At 71.4% G+C, this 24,049-nt stretch carries 18 protein-coding genes and 1 pseudogene; 5 read left to right on the top strand and 14 right to left on the bottom strand.

What is annotated here, in order from left to right; all coding sequences use genetic code 11:
* Positions 1-74: 74 nt before the first annotated feature.
* From MKW14_RS28835 to thyX, 3 genes are all read right to left on the bottom strand, one after another.
* Positions 75-1,760 (bottom strand): ribonuclease J, encoded by a 1,686-nt coding sequence (locus MKW14_RS28835; protein WP_240867159.1) that lies wholly within the window; start codon positions 1,758-1,760, stop codon positions 75-77.
* Positions 1,761-1,905: 145 nt separating this feature from the next.
* Positions 1,906-2,805, bottom strand: a complete 900-nt coding sequence (dapA, locus tag MKW14_RS28830; RefSeq protein ID WP_240867157.1) for a 4-hydroxy-tetrahydrodipicolinate synthase — start codon at positions 2,803-2,805, stop codon at positions 1,906-1,908.
* A gap of 211 nt (positions 2,806-3,016) precedes the next feature.
* Positions 3,017-3,757, bottom strand: coding sequence for an FAD-dependent thymidylate synthase (gene thyX / locus MKW14_RS28825; protein ID WP_240867154.1), 741 nt, complete (start codon positions 3,755-3,757; stop codon positions 3,017-3,019).
* A 201-nt stretch (positions 3,758-3,958) separates the two neighbouring features.
* Here thyX and MKW14_RS28820 point away from each other — a divergent pair, with 201 nt between their 5' ends.
* Complete coding sequence (locus MKW14_RS28820; protein WP_240867151.1) at positions 3,959-4,195, top strand: hypothetical protein; 237 nt, start codon at positions 3,959-3,961, stop codon at positions 4,193-4,195.
* 90 nt (positions 4,196-4,285) lie between these two features.
* On the top strand, positions 4,286-4,840 hold the full coding sequence (locus tag MKW14_RS28815) for an SCO5741 family PH domain-containing membrane protein (RefSeq protein ID WP_240867149.1): 555 nt from the start codon (positions 4,286-4,288) through the stop codon (positions 4,838-4,840).
* 270 nt (positions 4,841-5,110) lie between these two features.
* Here MKW14_RS28815 and MKW14_RS28810 read toward each other — a convergent pair whose 3' ends face one another.
* The 5 genes from MKW14_RS28810 to rpsO all read right to left on the bottom strand — a co-directional run bounded on the left by MKW14_RS28810 (position 5,111) and on the right by rpsO (position 10,586).
* Complete coding sequence (locus MKW14_RS28810; RefSeq protein WP_240867147.1) at positions 5,111-5,563, bottom strand: tetratricopeptide repeat protein; 453 nt, start codon at positions 5,561-5,563, stop codon at positions 5,111-5,113.
* Between the two features lie 7 nt (positions 5,564-5,570).
* Complete coding sequence (gene dapB / locus MKW14_RS28805) at positions 5,571-6,323, bottom strand: 4-hydroxy-tetrahydrodipicolinate reductase (protein ID WP_240867145.1); 753 nt, start codon at positions 6,321-6,323, stop codon at positions 5,571-5,573.
* A gap of 37 nt (positions 6,324-6,360) precedes the next feature.
* Positions 6,361-7,740 carry a M16 family metallopeptidase gene (locus MKW14_RS28800; protein ID WP_240867143.1) on the bottom strand — a complete coding sequence of 460 codons (1,380 nt, stop codon included), beginning with the start codon at positions 7,738-7,740 and terminating at the stop codon, positions 6,361-6,363.
* Entirely contained in the window at positions 7,737-9,962 is a 2,226-nt protein-coding gene (locus MKW14_RS28795) for a polyribonucleotide nucleotidyltransferase (RefSeq protein WP_133047447.1), read from the bottom strand. Before MKW14_RS28795 ends, MKW14_RS28800 begins: the two co-directional genes overlap by 4 nt.
* Before the next feature lie 336 nt (positions 9,963-10,298).
* On the bottom strand, positions 10,299-10,586 hold the full coding sequence (rpsO, locus tag MKW14_RS28790) for a 30S ribosomal protein S15 (protein ID WP_240867140.1): 288 nt from the start codon (positions 10,584-10,586) through the stop codon (positions 10,299-10,301).
* 243 nt (positions 10,587-10,829) lie between these two features.
* On the opposite strand from rpsO, the gene MKW14_RS28785 reads away from it, so the two are divergent.
* Positions 10,830-11,105, top strand: coding sequence for a DUF397 domain-containing protein (locus MKW14_RS28785; protein ID WP_240867138.1), 276 nt, complete (start codon positions 10,830-10,832; stop codon positions 11,103-11,105).
* A 12-nt stretch (positions 11,106-11,117) separates the two neighbouring features.
* Here MKW14_RS28785 and MKW14_RS28780 read toward each other — a convergent pair whose 3' ends face one another.
* Entirely contained in the window at positions 11,118-12,638 is a 1,521-nt protein-coding gene (locus tag MKW14_RS28780) for an outer membrane protein assembly factor BamB family protein (RefSeq protein ID WP_240867136.1), read from the bottom strand.
* Positions 12,639-13,026: 388 nt separating this feature from the next.
* Between MKW14_RS28780 and MKW14_RS41025 the strand changes: the two are divergent.
* Both MKW14_RS41025 and MKW14_RS28775 read left to right on the top strand, forming a co-directional pair.
* Positions 13,027-13,194 (top strand): annotated as a pseudogene (locus MKW14_RS41025) (SCO5717 family growth-regulating ATPase); the annotation flags it as partial.
* Positions 13,195-13,812: 618 nt separating this feature from the next.
* Complete coding sequence (locus MKW14_RS28775) at positions 13,813-17,319, top strand: MinD/ParA family ATP-binding protein (RefSeq protein ID WP_240867134.1); 3,507 nt, start codon at positions 13,813-13,815, stop codon at positions 17,317-17,319.
* Positions 17,320-17,392: 73 nt separating this feature from the next.
* Here MKW14_RS28775 and MKW14_RS28770 read toward each other — a convergent pair whose 3' ends face one another.
* The 5 genes from MKW14_RS28770 to MKW14_RS28750 form a co-directional block, all read right to left on the bottom strand.
* Complete coding sequence (locus MKW14_RS28770; protein ID WP_240867131.1) at positions 17,393-18,355, bottom strand: bifunctional riboflavin kinase/FAD synthetase; 963 nt, start codon at positions 18,353-18,355, stop codon at positions 17,393-17,395.
* 128 nt (positions 18,356-18,483) lie between these two features.
* Positions 18,484-22,053 (bottom strand): trypsin-like peptidase domain-containing protein, encoded by a 3,570-nt coding sequence (locus MKW14_RS28765; RefSeq protein WP_240867129.1) that lies wholly within the window; start codon positions 22,051-22,053, stop codon positions 18,484-18,486.
* 257 nt (positions 22,054-22,310) lie between these two features.
* Entirely contained in the window at positions 22,311-23,216 is a 906-nt protein-coding gene (truB, locus tag MKW14_RS28760; RefSeq protein ID WP_240867127.1) for a tRNA pseudouridine(55) synthase TruB, read from the bottom strand.
* A complete protein-coding gene (gene rbfA / locus MKW14_RS28755) occupies positions 23,213-23,659 on the bottom strand; it encodes a 30S ribosome-binding factor RbfA (RefSeq protein ID WP_240867124.1) in 447 nt (148 codons plus the stop codon). Before rbfA ends, truB begins: the two co-directional genes overlap by 4 nt.
* Before the next feature lie 37 nt (positions 23,660-23,696).
* The gene (locus MKW14_RS28750) at positions 23,697-23,990 is read right to left on the bottom strand and encodes a DUF503 domain-containing protein (protein WP_240867122.1); all 294 of its coding nucleotides are present in this window, start codon (positions 23,988-23,990) and stop codon (positions 23,697-23,699) included.
* Positions 23,991-24,049: the final 59 nt, after the last annotated feature.

Below are 24,049 nucleotides of genomic sequence, written 5' to 3'. Positions count from 1 at the left end.
CGCCCCCCCCCCGGGGGGGGGCCCCCCCCCCCCCCCCCCCCCCCCCCCCGCTCCTAGTTCACCCGCACGAGGTGTCAGACGTCCACGACGACCGGGAGGATCATCGGCCTGCGGCGATAGGTGTCGGAGACCCACTTGCCGAGCGTGCGGCGGATGAGTTGCTGCAGCTGGTGCGGCTCCACGACGCCGTCCTGGGCCGAGCGTTCCAGGACCTCCGTGATCTTCGGGATCACCTCGCTGAAGGCGGAGTCCTCGATGCCGGAACCGCGGGCCTGGATGTGCGGTCCGCCGCTGATCTTGCCGGTGGACGAGTCCACCACCACGAAGACCGAGATGATGCCCTCGTCACCGAGGATCTTTCGGTCCTTCAGCGCCGGCTCGCCGACATCGCCGACGGAGAGCCCGTCGACGTACACATAGCCCGCCTGCACCTTGCCCGAGATCTTCGCCTTGCCCTCGACGAGGTCGACGACCACGCCGTCCTCGGCGATGACGATCCGGTCGTGCGGAACGCCCGTCAACGCGCCGAGTTCCGCGTTCGCCCGCAGGTGGCGCCATTCGCCGTGCACCGGCATCAGGTTCCTCGGACGGCAGATGTTGTAGAAGTACAGCAGTTCGCCGGCCGAGGCGTGGCCCGAGACGTGGACCTTCGCGTTGCCCTTGTGGACGACGTTGGCGCCCCAGCGGGTCAGGCCGTTGATCACGCGGTACACCGCGTTCTCGTTCCCCGGGATCAGCGAGGAGGCCAGGATCACCGTGTCGCCGTCGACGATGCGGATCTGGTGGTCGCGGTTGGCCATGCGGGACAGGGCCGCCATCGGTTCGCCCTGGGAGCCCGTGCAGACCAGGACCACCTCGTGGTCGGGGAGGTCGTCGAGCGTCTTGACGTCGACCACCAGGCCCGGGGGAACCTTGAGATAGCCAAGGTCGCGGGCGATGCCCATGTTGCGGACCATGGAGCGGCCGACGAAGGCGACCCGGCGGCCGTACTCGTGGGCCGCGTCCAGGATCTGCTGGATGCGGTGGACGTGGCTGGCGAAGCTCGCCACGATGATCCGCTTGCGGGCGCTTCCGAAGACCTGGCGCAGGACGTTGGAGATGTCCCGCTCGTGCGGGGTGAAACCGGGGACTTCCGCGTTCGTGGAGTCCGTGAGCAGGAGGTCGATGCCCTCCTCGCTCAGGCGTGCGAACGCGTGGAGGTCGGTGAGACGGTTGTCCAGCGGGAGCTGGTCCATCTTGAAGTCGCCGGTGTGGACGACCATGCCGGCCGGGGTGCGGATGGCGACGGCCAGCGCGTCCGGGATGGAGTGGTTGACCGCGACGAACTCGCAGTCGAAGGGGCCGACGCGCTCGCGGTTCCCTTCCGCCACCTCGAGGGTGTACGGGCGGATGCGGTGCTCCTGGAGCTTGGCCTCGATCAGGGCGAGGGTCAGCTTGGAGCCGATCAGCGGGATGTCCGGCTTCTCGCGGAGCAGGAAGGGGACACCGCCGATGTGGTCCTCGTGGCCGTGTGTGAGGACGATGCCCTCGATGTCGTCGAGGCGGTCCCTGATGGACGAGAAGTCCGGCAGGATCAGGTCGATTCCGGGCTGCTCCTCCTCGGGGAAGAGCACTCCGCAGTCGACGATCAGGAGACGGCCGCCGTACTCGAAGACCGTCATGTTTCGGCCGATCTCACCGAGACCGCCGAGCGGGGTGACCCGTAGGCCGCCCTCGGTGAGAGGCGGGGGCGGGGCGAGTTCAGGATGCGGATGACTCAAAAGACTCTCCTCACCACACGCGCCACGTACCGGTGGGCACGTGGCGCGCGTGACGTTCGTGCGTGTAGCAGTTGTCGTTGTGGGACGCAGGCAACCGGTGGCCTGCCTATTCAGTTGTGAAGCCCGGGTGGTGCTAAGTCTGTTGTCAGAGCTGTACCCCGCCGGCGGCAAGATCGATCTTGAGCTGCTCGATCTCTTCCGGCGCGCACTCGACCATGGGGGCGCGCAGGGGTCCGGCGGGCAGCCCCTGGAGGGCCAGCGCGGCCTTCGTCGTCATGACGCCCTGCGTGCGGAACATGCCCGTGTAGACGGGGAGCAGCTTCTGGTGGATCTCCGTGGCCTTGTGTACGTCACCGGAGACGAAGGCGTCGACGAGGGCCCGCAGGTCGGGCGTGACGACATGGCCGACGACCGAGACGAAGCCGACCGCGCCCACGGAGAGCAGCGGCAGGTTGAGCATGTCGTCGCCGGAGTACCAGGCGAGGCCGGAGCGGGCGATGGCCCAGCTCGCGCGGCCGAGGTCGCCCTTGGCGTCCTTGTTGGCGACGATGCGCGGGTGCTCGGCGAGCCGGACCAGCGTCTCGGTGTTGATCGGGACGCCGCTGCGGCCGGGGATGTCGTAGAGCATCACCGGCAGGCCGGTGGTGTCGGCGACGGCCGTGAAGTGCCGGTACAGACCCTCCTGCGGGGGCTTGTTGTAGTACGGGGTGACGACCAGGAGGCCGTGCGCGCCGACCCGCTCGGCCTCGCGTGCCAGCTCGATGCTGTGGTGGGTGTCGTTCGTGCCGACGCCGGCGACCACGTGGGCCCGGTCGCCGACCGCCTCCAGGACCGCCCGTACGAGGTCCGATTTCTCCGCGTCGCTCGTGGTGGGGGACTCTCCGGTGGTGCCGTTGATGATCAGGCCGTCGTTGCCTGCGTCCACCAGGTGGGTGGCGAGCCGCTGTGCGCCGTCGAGGTCGAGTGCGCCGTCCGCCGTGAAGGGCGTGACCATGGCGGTGAGGACCCGCCCGAAGGGGGTCTGCGGAGTGGAGGTCGGAGCCATGGGTAACACGCTACTCGCTGCTGATTACGAGGTCTGCCCTCGGGGTGCGGGATAAGTCCGGACAAATGCGGAGCCCGGTACTGCCTGCTCGGGGGTTCAAGCAGTACCGGGTCCGTTTGATCAGGCTAGATGAACTTCGCCAAATGCCGCAATTGGGACACCTGGCGAGGCTGACCCGTACATGTGTGCTTCGCGGGGGGACGGTGGAGCGTCACGGTGCCACGCGCCCGTTCGCATTGAAGGCGGCGTACGTCAGCGGCATGAGCTTCGCCCACTCCGCCTCCATCTTCTCGCCCACCATCTCGATCTCCCGCTGCGGGAAGGACGGCACCTTCGCGAGCTCGTGCTGGGTGCGCAGCCCGAGGAAGTGCATCAGCGAACGGGCGTTGCAGGTGGCGTACATGGAGGAGAAGAGCCCCACGGGAAGGACGGCACGCGCGACCTCGCGGGCGACACCCTCGGCAAGCAGCTTCTGGTAGGCGCCGTACGCCTGCTGGTACGACTCCTCCAGCTCGCGGGTGACCGTCGCGTGCTGTGACGGGGTCCCCTCGACGAAGACGTACTTGCCGGGCCGACCTTCCTGAACCAGCTTCCGGGACTGTCCGGGGACGTAGAAGACAGGCTGAAGCTCACGATAACGACCCGACTCCTCGTTGTACGACCATCCCACCCGGTGCCTCATGAACTCGCGGAAGACGAAGATCGGGGCGCTGATGAAGAAAGTCATCGAGTTGTGCTCGAAGGGGCTGCCGTGCCGGTCCCGCATGAGGTAGTTGATCAGGCCCTTGGAGCGCTCCGGGTCCTTGTTCAGCTCTTCCAGGGACTGCTCGCCGGCGGTCGAGACGCGGGCGGCCCACAGCACGTCGGAGTCGGCCGCACTGTGCTTGACCAGCTCGACGGTGACGTCACTGCGAAAGCTGGGTTTGAGGTCGTCGGCGGGGGTGTCGGTCACGGCTCGGAGGGTCCTTCCATCACGTCTCTCGGGCGGCGCCCACTCTACGGCCCGGCACTGACAACGGGGCGTTCGGTACCGGGTCGCGACATACGTCGGCGAATTTCTGTGAATTCGGCGAAACCGGGCACCTTTTGGGGCACTCGCCCGTCTGTGTGGGTGACGGTCACTCATTCGACTCCGAGAGGAGAGGTACCAGCCATGTCTCGTCGGCGCGAACCCGTTCCGTTCGCCTTCGTCGCGGAGGCCGACAGGTTTCGCAGCAATGTCGCTCCCCCGCCGCGCGAGCGGGCGTCCGCCGGTCAGGTAGCCGGGCGCTGGCTGCTCGGGATGACCATCGTGGCCGCGCTCGTGGGCTCGCTGGTGCTCGGCATGCCGGCGCTGTCGACCGACGCCCATGCACCGGCTCAGCAGTCACAGGCCTCCCAGGGGCACTGACTCCATCGGACCCCCGAGAGTGGTGAGCGGGGACACAGGCGGATAGCCTCACCGGGCACAGCCCACGCGTGGATCGAGTGAGGACCAGCCGTGCCCCTGCCCTTCCTGACGGCCGACCGTGCTTTCGAGACAGCCGACGACCTCGCGCTGCCCTTCGACGACCGCGACCGCTGGCGGCGCCCCTACCGCCCCGGGCCGTGGCGGGTGGGGACGGCGGCGCTGTTGCTGCTGCTCGCCTCGTTCGTGCTGTTCGCGGCCGTCGTGATCGCGCTCACCGCGTCGGTGTCCGAGGCCGGGGTGATCCTCGGGGTCGCGCTGGTCGTCATCCTGGGCGCCCTGCGGCTGCTGCGCATGGGTGTGTGGGTGAGCGCGCGGGGGCTGCGTCACGTCGGTTTCGTCAGCACGCGTACGACGGCCTGGGAGCAGGTCGTCGCCGTGCGGACGGTGCAGCAGCCGGTGCGCTGGCTGGGGCTGCCGCGGACGGTGCAGGGACAGGCGCTGCTCCTGCAGCGCAAGGACCGGGCCGCGCAGGACGCGCCGGTGCTGATGACGACGCACAACGCCGACTTCGTGGGGCGTGCCGGGTCCTTCGACCGGGCGGCGGACACCATTGAGGCCTGGGCCGCGGAGAACCGGCGGGGCTGACGTCGGCGATCGAGCCGGCCGCCTCCCGGTCGCGCACGTCGGCCGTGGAGCCCTCCGTCGAGCGGCTGGAGGACCGCTTCGCCCTGCTGCCGGCCGGCAACCCGCGCCGCCAGACCGCACCAGCGCACCCTGCGTGCCGTGCTCGACTGGAGCTGGGAGCTGTGGGGCGCACGCGCCCGCCGGCAAGTCGGCAGTCGTACGTGCGTAGGGGCCCGTCCGCGAGAAGTGCGGAACGGCCCCTTCGGCGTTCGTGAGGGCCGACGGCGGGGGCTACGCCTCGATCGCCCTGCCCTCGTGCAGGGCGATCGCACGCTGCATCGCCTTGCGCGCCCTCGGGGTGTCGCGGGCGTCGTGGTAGGCGACGGCGAGGCGGAACCAGCTGCGCCAGTCGTCGGGGGCCGCCTCCGTCTCGGCCTTGCGCTTGGCGAAGACCTCGTCGGCGGAGTCGCGGTCGATCCGGCCGCCCGGCGTGCGCCTCAGTTCGTCGACGGGCAGGCCGCCCTCGGCGTCGAGTTCGGCGGCGAGCCGGTTGGCCTTGCGGACGAACTGGGTGTTCTTCCACAGGAACCACAGGCCGATGACCGGCAGGATCAGCACCGCCACGCCGAAGGTGACGGTCACGAGGGTGCCGGACTCGATGAGCATGACGCCGCGGCTGCCGACCAGGACGAAGTAGAAGACCAGGACGGCGGCGGTTATGGCGTAGGACAGCTTGGCGCGCATGGCGGTGTCAGCCCAGGTCCAGGAAGTGTTCCAGGCCGAAGGTCAGGCCCGGGGTGGTCACCACGCGGCGCGCGCCGAGCAGGATGCCCGGCATGAAGCTGCTGTGGTGGAGGGAGTCGTGGCGGATCGTCAGGGTCTCGCCCTCGCCGCCGAGCAGCACCTCCTGGTGGGCGAGCAGACCGCGCAGGCGGACGGCGTGCACGGGGATCCCGTCGACGCTGGCGCCGCGGGCGCCGTCCAGGGCCGTCTCCGTGGCGTCCGGCGCCGGGGCGGTGCCCGCCGCGCGCCGGGCCTCGGCGATGAGCTGGGCCGTGCGGGTGGCCGTACCCGACGGGGCGTCGACCTTCTTCGGGTGGTGCAGTTCGACGACCTCGACCGATTCGAAGTACGGCGCGGCGATCTGCGCGAACTTCATGGTCAGGACGGCGCCGATGGAGAAGTTGGGCGCGATGAGGACGCCCGTCTCCGGGGAGGCGGCGAGCCAGCCCCGCAGCTGCGTGAGGCGTTCGTCGGTCCAGCCGGTGGTGCCGACGACCGCGTGGATGCCGTGGCCCACGCAGTACTCGAGGTTGGCCATCACCGAGTCCGGCGTGGTCAGTTCGACCGCGACCTGGGCGCCGGTCTCGGCGAGGGTCTCCAGCTTGTCGCCCCGGCCGAGGGCGGCCACCAGCTCGAGGTCCTCGGCCGCCTCGACGGCCCGTACCGCCTCGGAGCCGATGCGGCCCTTGGCTCCGAGGACCGCCACGCGCAGCTTGCTCATCTCTTTCGCTTCCTCACGCAGATACCGAAGACGGGTGTCAGGCGACGGCGTCGTGCAGCCGGGACGCCTGCTTGTCCTTGAGCGGGCCGATGACCGACAGCGAGGGCCGCTTCCCCAGGATGTCGCGGGCGACCGAGCGGACGTCGTCCGGGGTGACCGACGCTATCCGGCCCAGCATGTCGTCCACCGACATCTGCTCGCCCCAGCACAGCTCGCTCTTGCCGATGCGGTTCATCAGCGCGCCGGTGTCCTCCAGGCCGAGGACGGTCGAGCCCCGCAGCTGGCCGATGGCACGGTCGATCTCGTCGTCGGACAGGCCGTGCTCGGCGACCTGGTCGAGTTCGTCCCGGCAGATCTTCAGCACGTCGTGGACCTGCGAGGGCCGGCAGCCGGCGTACACGCCGAACAGACCGCAGTCGGCGAAGCCGGAGGTGTACGAGTACACGCTGTAGGCCAGGCCGCGCTTCTCGCGGACCTCCTGGAACAGGCGGGAGGACATGCCGCCGCCGAGGGCCGTGTTCAGCACGCCGAGCGCCCAGCGCCGGTCGTCCGTGCGGGCCAGGCCCGGCATGCCGAGGACGATGTGCGCCTGCTCGGTCTTGCGGCCGAGCAGTTCCACGCGGCCCGCGGTGCGCAGGGCACGCCTGCCGTCGCGCGGGGCGAGGGGCGTGGCGTCGGGGTTGGTGAGGGCGCCCGCCTTCTCGAAGGCGGCGCGGACCTGTCGTACGACCTTGTTGTGGTCGATGTTGCCGGCGGCCGCCACGACCAGGTGGGTGGGGTCGTAGTGCTTCTTGTAGAAGCGGCGGATGCGGTCGGCGGTGAGGGCGTTGACGGTGTCGACGGTGCCGAGGACCGGGCGGCCGAGGGGGTTGTCGCCGAACATCGTGTGCGCGAACAGGTCGTGCACGCAGTCGCCCGGGTCGTCCTCGGTCATGGCGATCTCTTCGAGGATGGCGCCGCGCTCGACGTTGACGTCCTCTTCGAGGATCAGGGAGCCGGTGAGCATGTCGCAGACGACGTCTATGGCGAGCGGCAGGTCGCTGTCGAGCACGCGCGCGTAGTAGCACGTGTACTCCTTCGCCGTGAACGCGTTCATCTCGCCGCCGACCGCGTCGAGGGCGGAGGAGATGTCCAGGGCGCTGCGCTTGGAGGTGCCCTTGAAGAGCAGGTGCTCCAGGTAGTGGGTGGCACCGTTCAGGGCCGGGGTCTCGTCGCGGGAGCCGACGTGCGCCCAGATGCCGAAGGTCGCGGAGCGGACGGAGGGCAGCGTCTCGGTGACGATGCGCAGGCCGCCCGGGAGGGTGGTCTTGCGGACCGTGCCGATGCCGTTCTGGCCCTTGATCAGGGTTTGGGTACGGGCGACGGCCCGCGCCTCCGTGGTGGTGGGGGCCGTCGCCGTCGAGCTGCTCGACGTCACTTGTCGGTGTCGTCCTTCTTCGCGTCGTCGTCGGAGCCCTCTTCGCCCTCGATCACGGGGATGAGGGAGAGCTTGCCGCGGGAGTCGATCTCGGCGATCTCGACCTGGACCTTCTGGCCCACGCCGAGCACGTCCTCGACGTTCTCCACGCGCTTGCCGCCGGCCAGCTTGCGGATCTGCGAGATGTGCAGCAGACCGTCCTTGCCGGGCAGGAGGGAGACGAAGGCGCCGAACGTCGTCGTCTTCACGACCGTGCCCAGGTAGCGCTCGCCGACCTCGGGCATCGTCGGGTTGGCGATGCCGTTGATGGTCGTACGGGCGGCCTCGGCGGAGGGGCCGTCGGCGGCGCCGATGTAGATGGTGCCGTCGTCCTCGATGGTGATCTCGGCGCCCGTGTCCTCCTGGATCTGGTTGATCATCTTGCCCTTGGGGCCGATGACCTCGCCGATCTTGTCCACGGGGATCTTGACGGTGATGATCCGCGGGGCGTTCGGGGACATCTCGTCCGGCGTGTCGATCGCTTCCATCATCACGTCGAGGATGTGGAGGCGGGCGTCACGGGCCTGCTTGAGGGCGGCGGCCAGGACGGAGGCCGGGATGCCGTCCAGCTTGGTGTCGAGCTGGAGCGCGGTCACGAACTCCTTGGTGCCGGCGACCTTGAAGTCCATGTCGCCGAAGGCGTCCTCCGCACCGAGGATGTCGGTGAGGGTGACGTAGTGCGTCTCGCCCTCGATCTCCTGGGAGATGAGGCCCATGGCGATGCCGGCGACGGGGGCCTTCAGCGGCACACCGGCGTTCAGCAGCGACATGGTGGAGGCGCAGACCGAGCCCATGGACGTCGAGCCGTTGGAGCCGAGGGCCTCGGACACCTGGCGGATCGCGTACGGGAACTCCTCGCGCGTCGGCAGTACCGGCACGAGCGCGCGCTCGGCGAGGGCGCCGTGGCCGATCTCGCGGCGCTTCGGGGAGCCGACGCGGCCGGTCTCGCCGGTGGAGTACGGCGGGAAGTTGTAGTTGTGCATGTAGCGCTTGCGGGTCACCGGGGAGAGGGTGTCCAGCTGCTGCTCCATGCGGAGCATGTTCAGGGTGGTGACGCCCAGGATCTGGGTCTCGCCACGCTCGAACAGCGCCGAGCCGTGCACGCGCGGGATGGCCTCGACCTCGGCGGCCAGGGTGCGGATGTCGGTGACACCGCGGCCGTCGATGCGCTTCTTCTCCTTGATGACGCGCTCACGGACCAGGGTCTTGGTCAGCGAGCGGTACGCGGCGGAGATCTCCTTCTCGCGGCCCTCGAACTCCGGGAGCAGCTTCTCGGCGGCCAGACCCTTGACGCGGTCCAGCTCGGCCTCGCGCTCCTGCTTGCCCGCGATGGTCAGCGCGGAGGCGAGCTCCGGCTTGACAGCGGCGGTCAGCGCCTCCAGGACGTCGTCCTGGTAGTCGAGGAAGATCGGGAACTCGGCGGTGGGCTTGGCGGCCTTCGCGGCGAGGTCGGCCTGGGCCTTGCAGAGCACCTTGATGAAGGGCTTCGCGGCGTCCAGACCGGCGGCGACGACCTCCTCGGTCGGCGCCTCGGCGCCGCCCTTGACCAGCTGGATGGTCTTCTCGGTGGCCTCGGCCTCGACCATCATGATCGCGACGTCGCCGTCCTCCAGGACGCGGCCGGCGACGACCATGTCGAAGACGGCGTCCTCGAGCTCGGTGTGCGTCGGGAAGGCGACCCACTGGCCGTTGATCAGCGCGACGCGGACGCCGCCGATCGGGCCGGAGAAGGGCAGACCGGCCAGCTGCGTGGACGCGGAGGCGGCGTTGATCGCCACGACGTCGTACAGGTGGTCGGGGTTGAGGGCCATGATCGTGGCGACGACCTGGATCTCGTTGCGCAGGCCCTTCTTGAAGGACGGGCGCAGCGGGCGGTCGATGAGGCGGCAGGTGAGGATCGCGTCCTCGCTGGGCCGGCCCTCACGGCGGAAGAAGCTGCCGGGGATCTTGCCGGCGGCGTACATCCGCTCCTCGACGTCCACCGTCAGGGGGAAGAAGTCGAGCTGGTCCTTGGGGTTCTTGGAGGCGGTGGTGGCCGACAGCACCATGGTGTCGTCGTCCAGGTACGCCACGGCGGAGCCGGCGGCCTGCTTGGCCAGGCGGCCCGTCTCGAAGCGGATGGTGCGGGTGCCGAAGGAGCCGTTGTCGATGACGGCCTCGGCGTAGTGGGTCTCGTTCTCCACTAGCGTTTTCTCCGTTACTTGTCGTCTTTTGTCCCGCCTCGCCCGTGTGGCGGGGGGACAGTCGCGGAGAAGCGCTCCGTGCGGTGCGGGCCGGTCTTCGATCGAAGCACCCGGGGTTCATTCCCGGGGGCCACTACCGAGGACCGGCGGCGGCTTGGGTGCGCTTCTCCTCGTTCTGTGTGGTACGGCGTTACGTGTCGTGCGTATGGCGTTGTGCTACCACACTACAAAGCGTGAGGGACACTCCGCACGTTTCCGCCGCCACGTCAGTACTTTCCGTACGTACGCAAAGGGAGCGGCCCCCGATGCTCCGGGAACCGCTCCCCTCACGGCGTCTTACCGGGCGCCCGCCGCACCACGGCGGATGCCGAGGCGGTCGACCAGCGCACGGAAGCGCTGGATGTCCTTCTTCGCCAGGTACTGCAGCAGGCGACGGCGCTGACCGACGAGGATCAGCAGGCCACGGCGGGAGTGGTGGTCGTGCTTGTGGGTCTTGAGGTGCTCGGTCAGGTCGGAGATCCGACGGGACAGCAGAGCGACCTGGACCTCGGGGGAGCCGGTGTCACCCTCCTGGGTACCGAACTCGGAGATGATCTGCTTCTTCGTGGCGGCGTCGAGCGACACGCGTACTCCTCAATGGTCTGAGAGTGCCTCCGAGTGCCCCGGTCTTCGTCTCGGGGAAGCTTCTGTTACTCGCAAGGCGGAAGGCCGTGCACACACGGCCATCCATCAGGGTACCAGCAGCTAGGGGGCGGGCTCGCCACCTGTGGATGAGGCCGTGGAAGAGGCTGTGGAAACCCGGAGGGCGGGCCGACGCGGCCACTAGGGTGACCGTACAGATCGTTCTCGTACGTCGGGAAGGGACCCATGGCGGAGACGGAAGAGCAGATCAAGGCGCGCAAGGAGCGGGAGCGTGACGAGTTGTACGCGCTCGACATCTCCGACGCGGAGTGGTACGGCGCGCCCGGCACCGAGGAGCACGAGGAGCGGGTCGAGATCGCCTATCTTCCCGGCGGTGCCGTGGCCATGCGCTCCTCGCTCGACCCGGACACCGTGCTGCGCTACACGGAGGCGGAGTGGCGGGCCTTCGTGCTCGGTGCCCGGGACGGCGAGTTCGACCTGGAGCCGTCGCCGGAGGCGTAGAGAGGCGTAGAGCTACCGGACGGCCATGCTCTCGATGCCGAGGGCGAGGTAGACCCATTTCGGCTGTCCCTTGGCGGGGCCGTCGACCTTCTTGACGCCGAAGAAGATGCGGCCGTCCTGGACGACGATGTCGTTGTACTCGGTCATCGTCATCAGGTCGGCCTCCTCGGGCAGGTCGAAGTAGAGGTACGGGGTCTCCCTGCCCGTTGCCGGGTCCAGGCCGACCAGCCCCGAGGGCATGATGTGCTGGTCGCTCACGCGGACGGCCAGCAGCCGGTCGCCGCTCATCCGCACCGGGTACAGCAGCGAGCCGGGGCCGGAGTCGAACTTCTCGGTGGTGTTCCCGGTCGCGAGGTCGAAGCCGATGATCCAGTTGGAGTTGGTCAGCTCGCCCGACTCCTTGCTGCGCAGGAAGACCTGGCCGTCACCGACGGCGATGGTCGGGCAGTCCTCGGTGGAGAGGTAGTCGTCGTACGAGCATTCGCCGACGTAGGTGCCGTTCTGCAGGCGGATGACCGCGCGGGTCCCGCCCTTCGCGTCGAGGGAGAGCATCTCGGAGATGCCGATCTCGCCCGCCTGCACGGCGATCACGGGCGGTTCGGCGGAGGGGATGTTGATGTCCCGGACGCCCTGCGCGGCGGAGTACGTCCACAGCACCCGGCCCGTCCGCGGGTCGACCTTGCGCGCCTTGTAGCTGACGGCGTCCGTGGAGTCGAGCGGGGCGTCGTCGTTCCAGCACTCCTGGCGCACCAGCAGCGCGTCCCCGCCGGCGGCGCCCATGTCCTGGCAGGCGCCGGTCGACGTCGTACGCCACAGGCGCCGACCGCCGTCCATGGCGTACGCGTCGGTGCCGCCGCCCCAGGTGACGACGACCGTGCCGTGGGTGAGGGTCACGCTCGGGGTGTCCTGGTCGTCGCCGCCGGTCGCGAGGCCCTTGGCGTCGCCGATCTTGGAGTAGGGGAAGTCGGTCTCCCAGACCTCGCGTCCGGTGTCGAGGTCGAAGAAGGCGACGTGGTTGCAGTAGGCGCCGCCGCGGTCGTTGGCACGGAAGAGGACGGCGGTGCGGTCATCGCCGGTGACGCGGCGCGTGTAGCCGCAGATCGGTCCGTCCAGCGGCAGCTTCCACTGCTCGTCGCCGGGTGCGGCGTCGGTGCCCATGCGCAGGCCGACGACGGTCTTGTTGATGCCCTTGGCGAGGATCCGGTCCGTGGCCCACATGCCGGGCAACTCGTAGTGCTCGCCCGGGCTGAGGTCGTCCACGGAGAAGCGGACGGCCATCTTGCCGGTGGGATCGGCGGGCGGCTTCTCGACGGTCTCCCGTACGTCGAGGGGCCCTTGGGGGTCGTCCGCCCGGTTCGGTCCGTCATTTCCCTTTCCGTCACCACCCCACACGAGCCACCCGCCCGTCCCCACCGCCGCCACGAGGACGAGCACGAACAGCCCCACCAGCCATGTCCGACGGCGCTTCCTCTGTTGCGTCTCCGCGGTCAGGGCGGACTGGGTGTACATCGAAGGGGGTGGGCCGAAGCTCACGCGGGATCCTTTTCCTCTGAAGCGGGCACGTACGTCCATGACATGGTCACGGAAACGTCCCCACTATGCCGGGTTTCTTGATCACGCGCGCGAATGGACGGCGCCAGCAACGGTATCGCCCGATTTCTTCCTCAATGAGCAAGCTGTGTACGGCAATTCATGGCTGGTTGTGACGCAGTGGGCAGGTGCTCAAGGGTGGACGGGCCTGCCGGGGTGGGGCTACTGGTGATTAGGCTGGTACAGGGCGCGCCGCCAGAACCCGTGGACCAGGTGGCGGCGCCTCGGGGGGAGAGCCGGTGGATCGGTCTGCCTCGCAACGCATCAGGACGACAAGCACATGGTCGCCCCGGCACGGCATTGAGGGTGCTCGACCACACCAGGAGGAACTGTGAGCAGCGATCGGGACGGGAACCGCGGGGGCTGGGCCACACCCGGCGACGACCAGCCCGACGCCGAGTCCGCCATCGAGACGACGGGCGAGTTCACCATCGACTACGCACCGCCGGCGTGGTACACGCAGAACGCGTCGGGGGGCTCCTCCGGCGGAGGCGGTGCGGGGGGTGGCGGCGCGGGGGGTTCTGGCACGGCTGGCGCGAGTGCGGCGGGGGCCGGTGCGGGTGGTGCCGGAACTGCTGGGTTCGGTGCGGGTGGTGCCGGGGGTGCGGCGTCTGGGGCCGGTGCGGGTGGGAGTGGGGCGCCTGGGGCGCCGTCTGCTTCGGGGTCTCCGTCCGACTTCTCGCTCTCCTCCCTGCCAGGGCTGACTCCGCCGGCGCATTCGCGGCCTCAGTCGGGCACGGGTGCCGGTACGGCTCCGGGGGCGCCGTTCACTCCGCCGGCTCCGGCGCCGGGGGCTCCCTTCACGCCTCCCGCTCCCGCTCCGGCGCCAGGTGCGCCGTTCACGCCGCCGGCGGCTGCCGCCGCGCCTGGGGCGCCGTTCGCTCCGCCGGCTCCGGCGCCGGGTGCGCCGTTCGTGCCGCCGGTCGGGGGGCCCGGGGCGGTGCCGAAGCTTCCGGTGGGGAGCGGGTTCGAGCCTCAGCCGCAGGGGCAGGGGCCGACGGAGACTCCGGGAGCTGCTGTTCCGTCAGCTCCCGTGGCGCCCGAGGCGTCCGAGGCGTCCGGGTCCCCGGCTTCCGACGAGGAGTCCGGAAGCGGTGATCTGGAGAGTGGCCGCACCATGCGGTTCTCTCCGGTGGCCCTGAAGCAGGAGATCTCCGAGCGCGCCGGGTCCGCCGAGGTACAGGCGGGTTCGGAGGACGCCGCCGACGCGGCGAGCGAGGAGGGCGCGGTCGACGCGGCTTCCGATGAGGTCGACGACGTCGCGGGCCCTGGCGAGGCCGACGGTTCCGCCGAGGCGACGGACACGGAGACTGACGCCGATGATGTGGCTGACGGTGACGAAGACTCCGGTTCGGCCGAGGTGATCGAGCTCGGGAGCCACTCCGACGACGACTCCTCCGAGGGAGCGGAAGCTTCGGCGGACGCGGATGTGACGGCGGATGCGGAGGCGGGCGACACCGACACCGACACCGACACCGACACCGACACCGAGGTTGCCGCCGATGTAGAGGCCGATGGGGAGACGGAGGGCTCGGCGTCCGAGGAGCAACTGCCTCAGGAGGCGACGCCCGAGGAGGAAGTACCTCAGGAGGAGGTGCCTCTGGAGGAGGCGTCCGTTGACGTCGAGTCGGCGGACGTGGTGGACGAGGAGACGGTACGAGGGGACGCCGAGCCCCCCGACGCCGTATCCGCGGATGCCGTGCCGTCCGACGCCGAAGCGCAAGCCGGCGAAGCGCAGGACGGTGAGGGGCAGGACAGCGAGCCGCAGGATGCCGTTCCGGGCGGGTCCGCGGCCCCGCAGGACACCCCGCCCGCCTGGGCTCCGCCGCCCGCGCCGCAGGGCGAACTGCCGCCGTTGCCCCCGTCGTACCAGCCCGCGGCGCCCGCGGCGGCTGCCGAGTGGCCCGTACAGCCGCAGCAGGATCCAGCGGCGCCTGTGCAGCCGCCGGCCCCACAGGGCCAGCCGCCGGTACCGCCACAGCCCTTCCAGCCGCATGCCCCTCAGTCGGCCCCGGCAGCCTGGAACGGGCCGGCAGCACAGCAGCAGACTCCAGGCACCCAGCAGCCGACCGCCCCGACGCCCAACACACCGGGCGCATACGGCTTCCCGCACCCGGGCACCCAGGACCAGCCCCCCGCACCACACCAACCGCCGACCGCACCCGCCCCTAACACTCCGGGGGGCTACGGCTTCCCGCACCCCGGCGCTCCTGGCCAGCCCCACGCAGCCCACCAACCGCCGACCGCCGCCCCCGCCACAGGCTTCCCGCAGCCCAGTGCTGCTGGGCAGCCCCCGGCAGCGCAGCAGCCACCCGCCGGCGCCTCGGGCGCGTACGGCTTCCCGCATCCAGGCCGGCCTCCGGCGGCACCGCACCAAGCCGGCACTCCTGACCCGAACACGCAGGGCTCTTACGGCTTCCCTCACCCGGGTTCCCCGGCAGCACAGCCGCCGACCAGTGCCCCCGCCCCCCACGCCCCGGGCACCCCGGGCCAGCCCCCGACGGCACCGCCGCCGACCGGCGCACCCGCCGCCGGCTTCCCGCAGCCCGGTGCCGACACCCCGGCGGCCGCCCCCGTGGCACCGCCGGCACCGGCTGACGCGCCCCCGCAGCGCGGCCACGGCTTCCCGCAGCCCCCTGCACCGCAGGACGGCTACGGCTATCCCAACCCCGCCGCACCCCAGGCCACCCCGCCTGCCCCGAGCGCAGCCAACCCACCGGCCCAGCCCGGCGGTTACGGCTTCCCCCAGCCGCCCACGGCTCAGCCCCAGCCCAACGACGCCCAGGCCTCCGCGCCTGCGGCGCCCGGCGGCTACGGCTTCCCCAACCCCGCAGCGCCTCAAGCGGCTCCCGCCGCCCAGGCAGGCCCCAACTCCCCGGCTCACCCGAGCGGTTACGGCTTCCCCCAGCCCCCCGCTCCGCAAGGCCGGCCCCAGCCCGGCGTGCCTCCGCAGGGGCAAGCCGAGCCCGGCGGACCCGCACAGGGGCAGCCTCAGCCCGGCCCCAACCCGCCGGCCCAGCCTGGCGGCTACGGCTTCCCCCCGCAGGGACAGCCCCAGCCCGGCCCCAACCCACCCGTCCAGACCGGCGGTTACGGCTTCCCCCCGCCACCCACCCCCCACGACCAGGCACAGGCGGCACAACCCGGCGTACCCCCGCAGTACCAGCCGCACCCCGGCGTTCCGCCGTACGGTCAGGCTCAGGCGAATGCGCAGGCGGGGCCCGGGTTCCCGCAGCAGGGGGGTGCCGATCCGGCAGCGGCGCAGCCCGTCGATCCGCGGGCCGGGGCCGGGTGGCCGCAGCCTGTTCAGCATGACCAGCGGCAGCCGACCAACCCCGGTGCCGCGCCGCTCGGTTACACCGCCGCCGTGGAGCTGTCCTCCGACCGGCTGCTCAACAACAAGCGGCAGAAGGCGAAGAGCGGCCGGCCCGCCGCCGCGCCGAGCCGGTTCAAGATCGGCGGGAAGAAGGAAGAGGCGGAGCGGCAGCGGAAGTTGGAGCTGATCCGCACACCCGTGCTGTCCTGCTATCGGATCGCGGTCATCAGCCTCAAGGGCGGAGTCGGGAAGACCACCACGACCACCGCCCTCGGGTCCACCCTCGCGACCGAACGGCAGGACAAGATCCTCGCCATCGACGCCAACCCGGACGCCGGTACGCTCGGTCGCCGCGTGCGCCGGGAGACGGGCGCCACCATCCGCGACCTCGTCCAGGCGATCCCGTACCTGAACTCGTACATGGACATCCGCCGGTTCACCTCACAGGCGCCGTCCGGCCTCGAGATCATCGCCAACGACGTCGACCCGGCCGTCTCGACGACCTTCAACGACGAGGACTACCGCCGCGCCATCGACGTCCTCGGCAAGCAGTACCCGATCATCCTCACCGACTCCGGCACCGGTCTGCTCTACAGCGCGATGCGCGGCGTGCTCGACCTCGCCGACCAGCTGATCATCATCTCGACGCCGTCCGTCGACGGCGCGAGCAGCGCCAGTACGACGCTGGACTGGCTGTCGGCGCACGGGTACGCGGACCTCGTGTCGCGGTCCATCACCGTGATCTCCGGTGTCCGGGAGACCGGCAAGATGATCAAGGTCGAGGACATCGTGGCGCACTTCGAGACGCGCTGCCGCGGGGTCGTGGTCGTGCCCTTCGACGAGCACCTCTCGGCCGGCGCCGAGGTCGACCTCGACATGATGCGGCCCAAGGTGCGCGAGGCGTACTTCAACCTCGCGGCGATGGTCGCCGAGGACTTCGTACGCCATCAGCAGTCGCACGGACTGTGGACCAACGACGGCAACCCGCCCCCGGTCGCGGCCCCGCCGATGCCGGGCCAGGCGATGCCGGGCCAGCCCTACGCCCAGCCCGGACAGCCCATGCCGGCGGCCGGGCAGTACTACGGTCAGCCCGGACAGCCGGTTCCGGGGCAGCCGGGGCCCTATCCCCAGGCCCAGCAGCCTCCGGCACCTCAGCCCGGACAGCCGTACGCCCCGGGCCAGCCGTATCCCGGGCAGCCGTACGCACCGCAGCCCGGACAGCCGTATCCGCCCGCCGGTCAGCCTGGCGAGCCCGGATACGGCTACCCCCAGCCGCCACAGCAACCGCAGCCGCCACAGCAGCAGTAACCCCGGTGCATGCGAAGGGGGCCGGTGCCTGATGGCACCGGCCCCCTTCGCCATGACGACAATGCGTGAGGCGTTACTCCGACGCCGCCGACGACGCTGCCGCCACCAGCTCGCGGCACCCCTTCACGTCCTTGGCCATCTGCTCCAGCAGGGCCTCCAGCGACTCGAACTTCGCCTGCCCGCGGACGAACGCGAGGAAGTCCACAGCCACGTGCAGGCCGTACAGGTCGAGGCCGACGCGGTCGATGGCGTACGCCTCCACCGTGCGCTCCGTGCCGTCGAACTGCGGGTTCGTGCCGACGGAGATCGCGGCCGGCATCGCCTCGCCGTCCACGTGCAGCCAGCCGGCGTAGACGCCGTCGGCGGGGACGGCGGTGTGGGGCAGCGTCTCGACGTTGGCGGTGGGGAAGCCGAGCTCGCGGCCGCGCTGGGCGCCGCGGACGACCACGCCCTCCACCCGGTGCGGCCGGCCCAGGATCTCGGCGGCGCCCTCGAGGTCGCCCTCGGCGACCAGGCGACGGGTGAGGGTCGAGGAGAACGGCTCTCCGCCGCCCGCCTCACCGGTCACGTACAGGTCGACGACCTCGACCTCGAAGTCGTACGTCTTGCCCTGTTCGGCGAGGAACTCCACGTTGCCCGCGGCCTTGTGGCCGAAGCGGAAGTTCGGGCCCTCGACGACCGCCTTGGCGTGCAGCTTGTCGACCAGGACCTTGACGACGAAGTCGGCCGGCGACAGCCTCGAGAACTCCTTGGTGAAGGGGAGGATCAGGACCGCGTCCACGCCCAGGTCCGCCATCAGCTCGGCGCGGCGGTGGTGCGGGGCGAGCAGTGGCGGGTGGCTGCCGGGGCGCACGACCTCGCTCGGGTGCGGGTCGAAGGTGACGACGACGGAGGGAACGCCCAGCTCACGGGCGCGGTCCACGGCGTGCTGGATGATCAGCTGGTGGCCGCGGTGGACTCCGTCGTACGAGCCGATGGTGACGACGCTGCGCCCCCAGTCCTCGGGGATGTCCTCCAAGCCACGCCAGCGCTGCACTGTGACCGCTCCTCGAACCCGTGTCCGTGTCTACCGACCTCTTACGCAGGTCTAAGGGTGCCATGCCGGGCCCGTACCGCCCGCATCGGCATGGGGGCTGTGACCCGACGCACGTGACGACGGGGAGCTCAGACGGGCACGCGGACGCCCGACAGGTTCTCGATCATCCGGCGGGCGCTGGGGCCGACCACCGCCGCCCAGTCCTGCGGGGCGTCCGTCAGCCAGCCGGCCGTCCGGGCCGCGAAGCCGGGCACGCGCCGGCCCAGGTCGACCAGCCCCCGGTCGAAGCGGGCCGCGCCGTCCGGGGTGCGGCCCATGAGGAGGCCGGTGCGGTGGACGAGGTCGCGGATCTCGTCGCCCGTGTGCGTCGCGACGGCGTGCAGCAGGACGTCAAGGACGGCCGGATCGTGCTCGTGGGAGAGGAGGAACTCCAGGAGTTCCTGGCGGAGGGGGTGGGAGACCGGGGTGCCGGGGACGGCCAGCACGGCGGCCAGCGCGGCCCGTACCTCCTCCGGGCCGCCGTCGAGGAGGCCGGTGACGAGTGGGAACAGCACGGCTCGGGCCGCGGGGCCCTGGTCCAGACGGCGTTCGACATAGGCGGCGACGTCGGCGGCGGTCTCGGGGCGGTGCCGTACGGCGTCCCGTACCAGGGCGGCGATCCGGCGGGCCGGCGCGGGTGTGGTGACGTCGGCCAGGGTGCGCAGCGCCTGGCCCGGCTCCGGCCCGCGCAGCCGCTCCCGGAACGCGTCGAGGACCGGTTCCGGGTGGGTGGCCAGGGCGGGGACCAGCGCGCTCGGCGGGAAGCCCGGGTCGCCGGTGGCGAACCGGCGCAGCGCCTGCGGGAGATGGCGGGCACGCGTGCGTGGATCACGGACCAGCAGGGCGAGCGCACCGCCGTGCAGGGTCTCGTCGGCGGGGCGGGCGAGCAGGACCCCGGCGGCGTAGCGCAGGAGGTCGCGGTCGGCCTCGGTGCGGACGTGGGGGGCGGTGCGCAGTGCGTGGGCCAGGGCCGCAGCTCGCCGGGAAGCGCGTTCGTCGTGCGCCCAGCGGTCCACGGCCCGGCACACGGCCGAGGGCTCGTCCTCGGCCAGCGCCGCCAGCAACTCGTCCGCCCTGGGGTGCGCGGACTCCACCAGCAACTCGGTCAGCTCGTCCAGGGCGCGATGCCGGTGGGTGTGGAGCAGGGCCTGCGCGGCGTCGGCCACGGTCGCGTGCGGAGTCGCGGGGAGGGGGCGGTCGTCGTCGAACCAGGCGGTGAGGAGGGGTTGTACGGCGGTGGGGGCGGCGGCGAGGAGGCGGGAGACGGCGTCGAGGTAACGGGGGGTGGTGGGCGCGTCCTGGGGTGGGTGGTCGGCGAGGAGGAGGTGGCGGAGGAGGTCGAGGCGGTCGCTGTCAGGGAGGGAGAGGGCGGTCCAGAAGGCGGGGGCGAAGAGGGGTGCGGCGGTGGTGGGGCGCTGAGCGGTGACGACGTGGTCGGCGAGGTGGCGGAGTACGTCGAGGTACGGGCCGGCGTCCGGGACTCGGAGGAGGGTTCCGGAGAGGAGATGCGCGGGCCACCAGGAGTCCGGGTCCGTCCGCAGTGCCTGGACCAACTCGTCCAGGCGGGTGGCGAGTTGGGGGCTGCCCTGCTCTCTGGCGAGGAGCAGCAGGGCCTGGACGACCGGGCCGATGCGGTGGTGCGGTACGGGGAGCGGGTGGGCGTCCGGGGAGGGGGCCCGGCGGTGGACCAGGGCCCGCAACGCCTCGTCGAGGTCGAGGTGGGTGCCCTGGATCCAGTCGGCGAACTCCTCGTGGGCGAAGCGGTAGCCGGTGCCGGCGGGGACGAGGAGGCCTTCGGTGAGGACGGCGGAGGCCCAGCCGGTGCCGCCGCCGAGGTGGGGCAGGGCCTGGCCCCAGGGGAACAGCGCCTCGAACGAGGCACGGTCCAGTTCGCCCTGGCCCGGGGCGAGACTGCGGCGGGCCGCCTTGTGGACCTGGCCGGAGACCTTGGCCGCGAGGCGGCGTACGGCGCTGCCGCAGAGGCCGTTCTCGGCGGCCAGGCGGACGGCGATGCGCAGGCACATCAGGTCCAGGTAGGCCGAGAAGACGGTGTCGCGGTCGAGGGGGGCGTGCGGAGTGGCGAGGGCGTCGGGCAGTGCCGTGCGGATCTCGGCGAGGAGGCGGAGGCTGAGGGGGTGGCGGGCCTCGGCGGGGGCGAGGGCGCCTTCGGGGATGCCGTAGCGGGCACGGGCCGTGCGGGCCTCGGGTTCCGTGAGGTCGGTGAGGTGCAGGCAGGGGGGTGTCGCTGAAGGAGCCTCGTCCGCGACGGCCGGAGGTGACGGGAAATGCGCCGCCGCTGTTTCCCAGTACTCCTCCCTGCAGGCCACCACCAGGCGGGCGCCCGTCTCGCCCAGCCAGGACGCCGTGCCCTCGGTCCAGGCCGGGAGGCGGCGGGAGAGGAGCGGGGGCATCTCCTCGGGGCCGTCGAGGAGGAGCAGCAGGGGGCGCTGGGCGGTGCGGGCGATCTCGGCGAGGCGGGCCGGGCCGACGTCGCCCAGATCGCTCGCGCGGGCGTCTTCCGACTCGGCGTCGACACGGACACCGGGACCCACTGCGCGGCCACTCACACCAGCAGCTTCCGACCCGGCGACGACACGGGCGGCGCGGGCCAAGGCGCGGCTTGCGGCGTCGGCGACGGACGTGTCGTCGTCGCGCAGGTCGGCGCCGCGCAGCCACAGCGTGGGGGCCGGTTCTGCGCAGTGGTGTCGGCGTGCCGCGAGGGCGGCGAGTTCCGTCGTACGGCCGCTGCCCGGGGATCCGACGAGGCCGAGGACCGAGCCGGGGGCCCGTCCTTCGGCGAAGGCCGTCAACTGCCTTGCCGACGCGGCCCGTTCCACCGGCCGCACCGGCTCCGCACTACCGGTCGGCGTCCCCGGCGGGCCGTCCTGGCGCACCGATGTGGCTGTCAGTTCCAGTACGCCGGCCAGGTTGAGGTCGGCTCCGTAGGCGGGGACCGTGGCCGCGTTGCGGGTGAGGAGGTCGGTCAGGGCCCCGTCGGACCCGGGGCGCAGGGGGACGGCGTACCCGGTGTCGCGGTGGCCGGACCGCAGTGCCGTGCCGAGGACGGCGACGACGGCGCCCGTGCCGGCGTCCAGGACCGGGCCTCCGGCGGCGCCCCCGCCGAGCCGCAGCGCGTCCTGGCCGGCCGTGCCGATGGCCAGTTCCAGGGCGCCGTCGATGAGGCGGTAGCGGTCCGTCGCCGCATAGGTGACGGAGGTCGCGGCGAGGACGCGGGCCTCGCGCCAGCGGCCTGCGGCGAGACGGACGTAGCTGCCGGTCTCGACCCGGTCCCGGACGGTGATGGGGAGCGGGGCGACGGCCAGGCCCTCGGTGCGGAGGAGAGCGAGGTCCAGCTCGGGGAGGGCGGTCACCGCGTCCGCCGTCACCAGGCAGGTGCGGTCGCCGTCCGCGTGCACCACCAGTCTGGACAACCCGTCGACCGCCTCGTGGCTGGTGACGACGGTGCCCTGGTGGTCGGCGACGAAGCCGGTGCCGCGGGGGCGCCCGGCGAGGTCGTGGATGCGGACGACGCCGGTCTCGACGGCCCCCCACTCCCCCGCCTCCCGGACGACGCCGGTCTCGACGGCCCGCAACTCCCCCGTGCCCCGTCGCTCCCGCGCACCGTCCCTCGTATGCCGGGACCGCTCTCGTCCCGTCATGGCCGTCCTCCCCGCCGTACGCCCGTTCCCTGCATTCGACGGTAGGCGCGGGATGATCAGCGGGACAGATCGCGTCGTGAACGCGCCCCCTTCCACTCCCTCGGTTCACTCCGAGCGCCTGCCCGGACGGGTGAACAGACGGGGGTCGCTGGATACACCCTAGGGGTGGGGGAACCGAGGGGGGACCGTGGAGCGGCGTCGCAACCCCGTGAGCGCCGCTCCACGGGCGGGCAGCCTCGGTTCCGCCGGCGAGGTCGTCAGCCGAAGACGGCCAGGCTCTTCGCCTTCCCCTTCTGTGCCTCGACGAGCGCGAGGAAGTGGCCCTCGGGGTCGAAGACGGCGACCGGGCCGGCGGTCGCGTACTCGTCGGGCATCTCCAGGCGGACGCCGTTCGTCAGCAGACGGGCGCGCTTGGCGTCCACCTCCCAGCGAGGGAAGGCGGCGGTTGCGGCGTCCGCGATGGGCATGACCGTCAGCTGCTGCTGGAGTTCGTCGAGGGTCTTCGCCGAGTCCAGCTTGTAGGGGCCGACGCGGGTCCTGCGCAGGGCCGTGAGATGGCCGCCGACTCCGAGGCCGGCGCCGAGGTCGCGGGCCAGGGCCCGGATGTAGGTGCCGGAGGAGCAGACCACCGAGACGACCAGGTCGAGGACGGGGGTGCCGTCCTCGGCGACGGCGTCCCGGATGTCGTACACCGAGAAGGACGAGACGGTGACCGGGCGGGCCGGGATCTCGAACTCCTCGCCCTCACGGGCCCGTTTGTAGGACCGCACGCCGTTGATCTTGATGGCGCTGACCTTGGACGGCACCTGCATGATGTCGCCGGTGAGCTCCGCGATCCCGGCGTCGACGGCTTCCCGGGTGACCTTCGAGGCGTCGACCGACCCCGTGATCTCGCCCTCGGCGTCGTCGGTCAGGGTCGTCTGGCCCAGGCGGATCGTGCCCAGGTACTCCTTCTCGGTCAGCGCGAGGTGGCCGAGGAGCTTGGTCGCCTTCTCGACGCCGAGGACGAGCACGCCCGTCGCCATGGGGTCTAGGGTGCCCGCGTGTCCGACGCGGCGCGTCCGCGCGATGCCGCGCATCTTGGCGACCACGTCGTGCGAAGTGAAGCCCGACGGCTTGTCGACGATGACAAGGCCGTCGGGCGTCCGGTTCGGCTGGGTCATTCGGCGGTGTCGTCCTCGTCCTCGCCCGGCTTCCTGTACGGGTCCGCCTCGCCCGCGTAGGTGGCGCCGGCTGAGACCTCGCGCACCTTCGCGTCGGACTGCCGGGCCTTGTCGAGGAGGTCCTCGATGGTCCGGGCGGTGTCGGGCAGGGCGTCGGCCACGAAGGTCAGCGTCGGCGTGAACTTCACGCCGGCCGCGGCCCCGACCGCGGAGCGGAGAACGCCCTTGGCGCTCTCCAGTCCGGCCGCCGCGGCGGCCCGCTCCTCGTCGTCCCCGTACACGGTGTAGAAGACGGTCGCCTCCCTCAGGTCCCCGGTGACCCGGGTGTCCGTGATGGTGACGTGCGAGCCGAGCCGCGGGTCCTTGATCCCGCGCTGCAGCTTCTGGGCCACCACCTCTCGGATGAGGTCCGCCAGCCTCTTGGCACGCGCGTTGTCGGCCACTGGTCCGTCTCCTTAGTTACTTCTCTTGCCGCTTGCTTCAGTCTTCGTCGCTGTGGAGCCTGCGTCGAACCGAGAGCAGTTCCACCTCGGGCCGCGCGGCGACCAGTCGCTCACAGCGGTCCAGTACGTCGGTGAGGTGTCCCGTGTCCCCCGAGACCACCGCCAGCCCGATCTCGGCCCTGCGGTGGAGGTTCTGGTTGCCCGTCTCCGCCGCGCTCACCCCGTACTTGCGCTGGAGTTCGGCCACGATCGGACGGACGAGAGAGCGTTTCTCCTTCAGCGAGTGGACGTCGCCGAGGAGCAGGTCGAAGGACAGAGTCCCCACATACATGTGTGTCCGGATGTCCCGCCGGTTCGGGGTACGGGCGCCATGCTCCGACGCCGATACGG

It is taken from the genome of Streptomyces gilvus (assembly GCF_022513565.1).
GTDB lineage: Bacteria > Actinomycetota > Actinomycetes > Streptomycetales > Streptomycetaceae > Streptomyces > Streptomyces gilvus.
The sequence above is the reverse complement of the archived record's forward strand: the minus strand, read 5'-3'. Positions and strand labels throughout refer to the sequence as shown.

Coding starts and splice junctions, on each gene's coding strand:
- dapA (WP_240867157.1), bottom strand. CDS start 2,805: ATGGCTCCGACCTCCACTCCGCAGACCCCCTTCGGGCGGGTCCTCACC.
- MKW14_RS28820 (WP_240867151.1), top strand. CDS start 3,959: ATGTCTCGTCGGCGCGAACCCGTTCCGTTCGCCTTCGTCGCGGAGGCC.
- MKW14_RS28810 (WP_240867147.1), bottom strand. CDS start 5,563: ATGCGCGCCAAGCTGTCCTACGCCATAACCGCCGCCGTCCTGGTCTTC.
- dapB (WP_240867145.1), bottom strand. CDS start 6,323: ATGAGCAAGCTGCGCGTGGCGGTCCTCGGAGCCAAGGGCCGCATCGGC.
- MKW14_RS28785 (WP_240867138.1), top strand. CDS start 10,830: ATGGCGGAGACGGAAGAGCAGATCAAGGCGCGCAAGGAGCGGGAGCGT.
- MKW14_RS28775 (WP_240867134.1), top strand. CDS start 13,813: ATGCGGTTCTCTCCGGTGGCCCTGAAGCAGGAGATCTCCGAGCGCGCC.
- MKW14_RS28765 (WP_240867129.1), bottom strand. CDS start 22,053: ATGACGGGACGAGAGCGGTCCCGGCATACGAGGGACGGTGCGCGGGAG.
- truB (WP_240867127.1), bottom strand. CDS start 23,216: ATGACCCAGCCGAACCGGACGCCCGACGGCCTTGTCATCGTCGACAAG.
- MKW14_RS28750 (WP_240867122.1), bottom strand. CDS start 23,990: ATGTATGTGGGGACTCTGTCCTTCGACCTGCTCCTCGGCGACGTCCAC.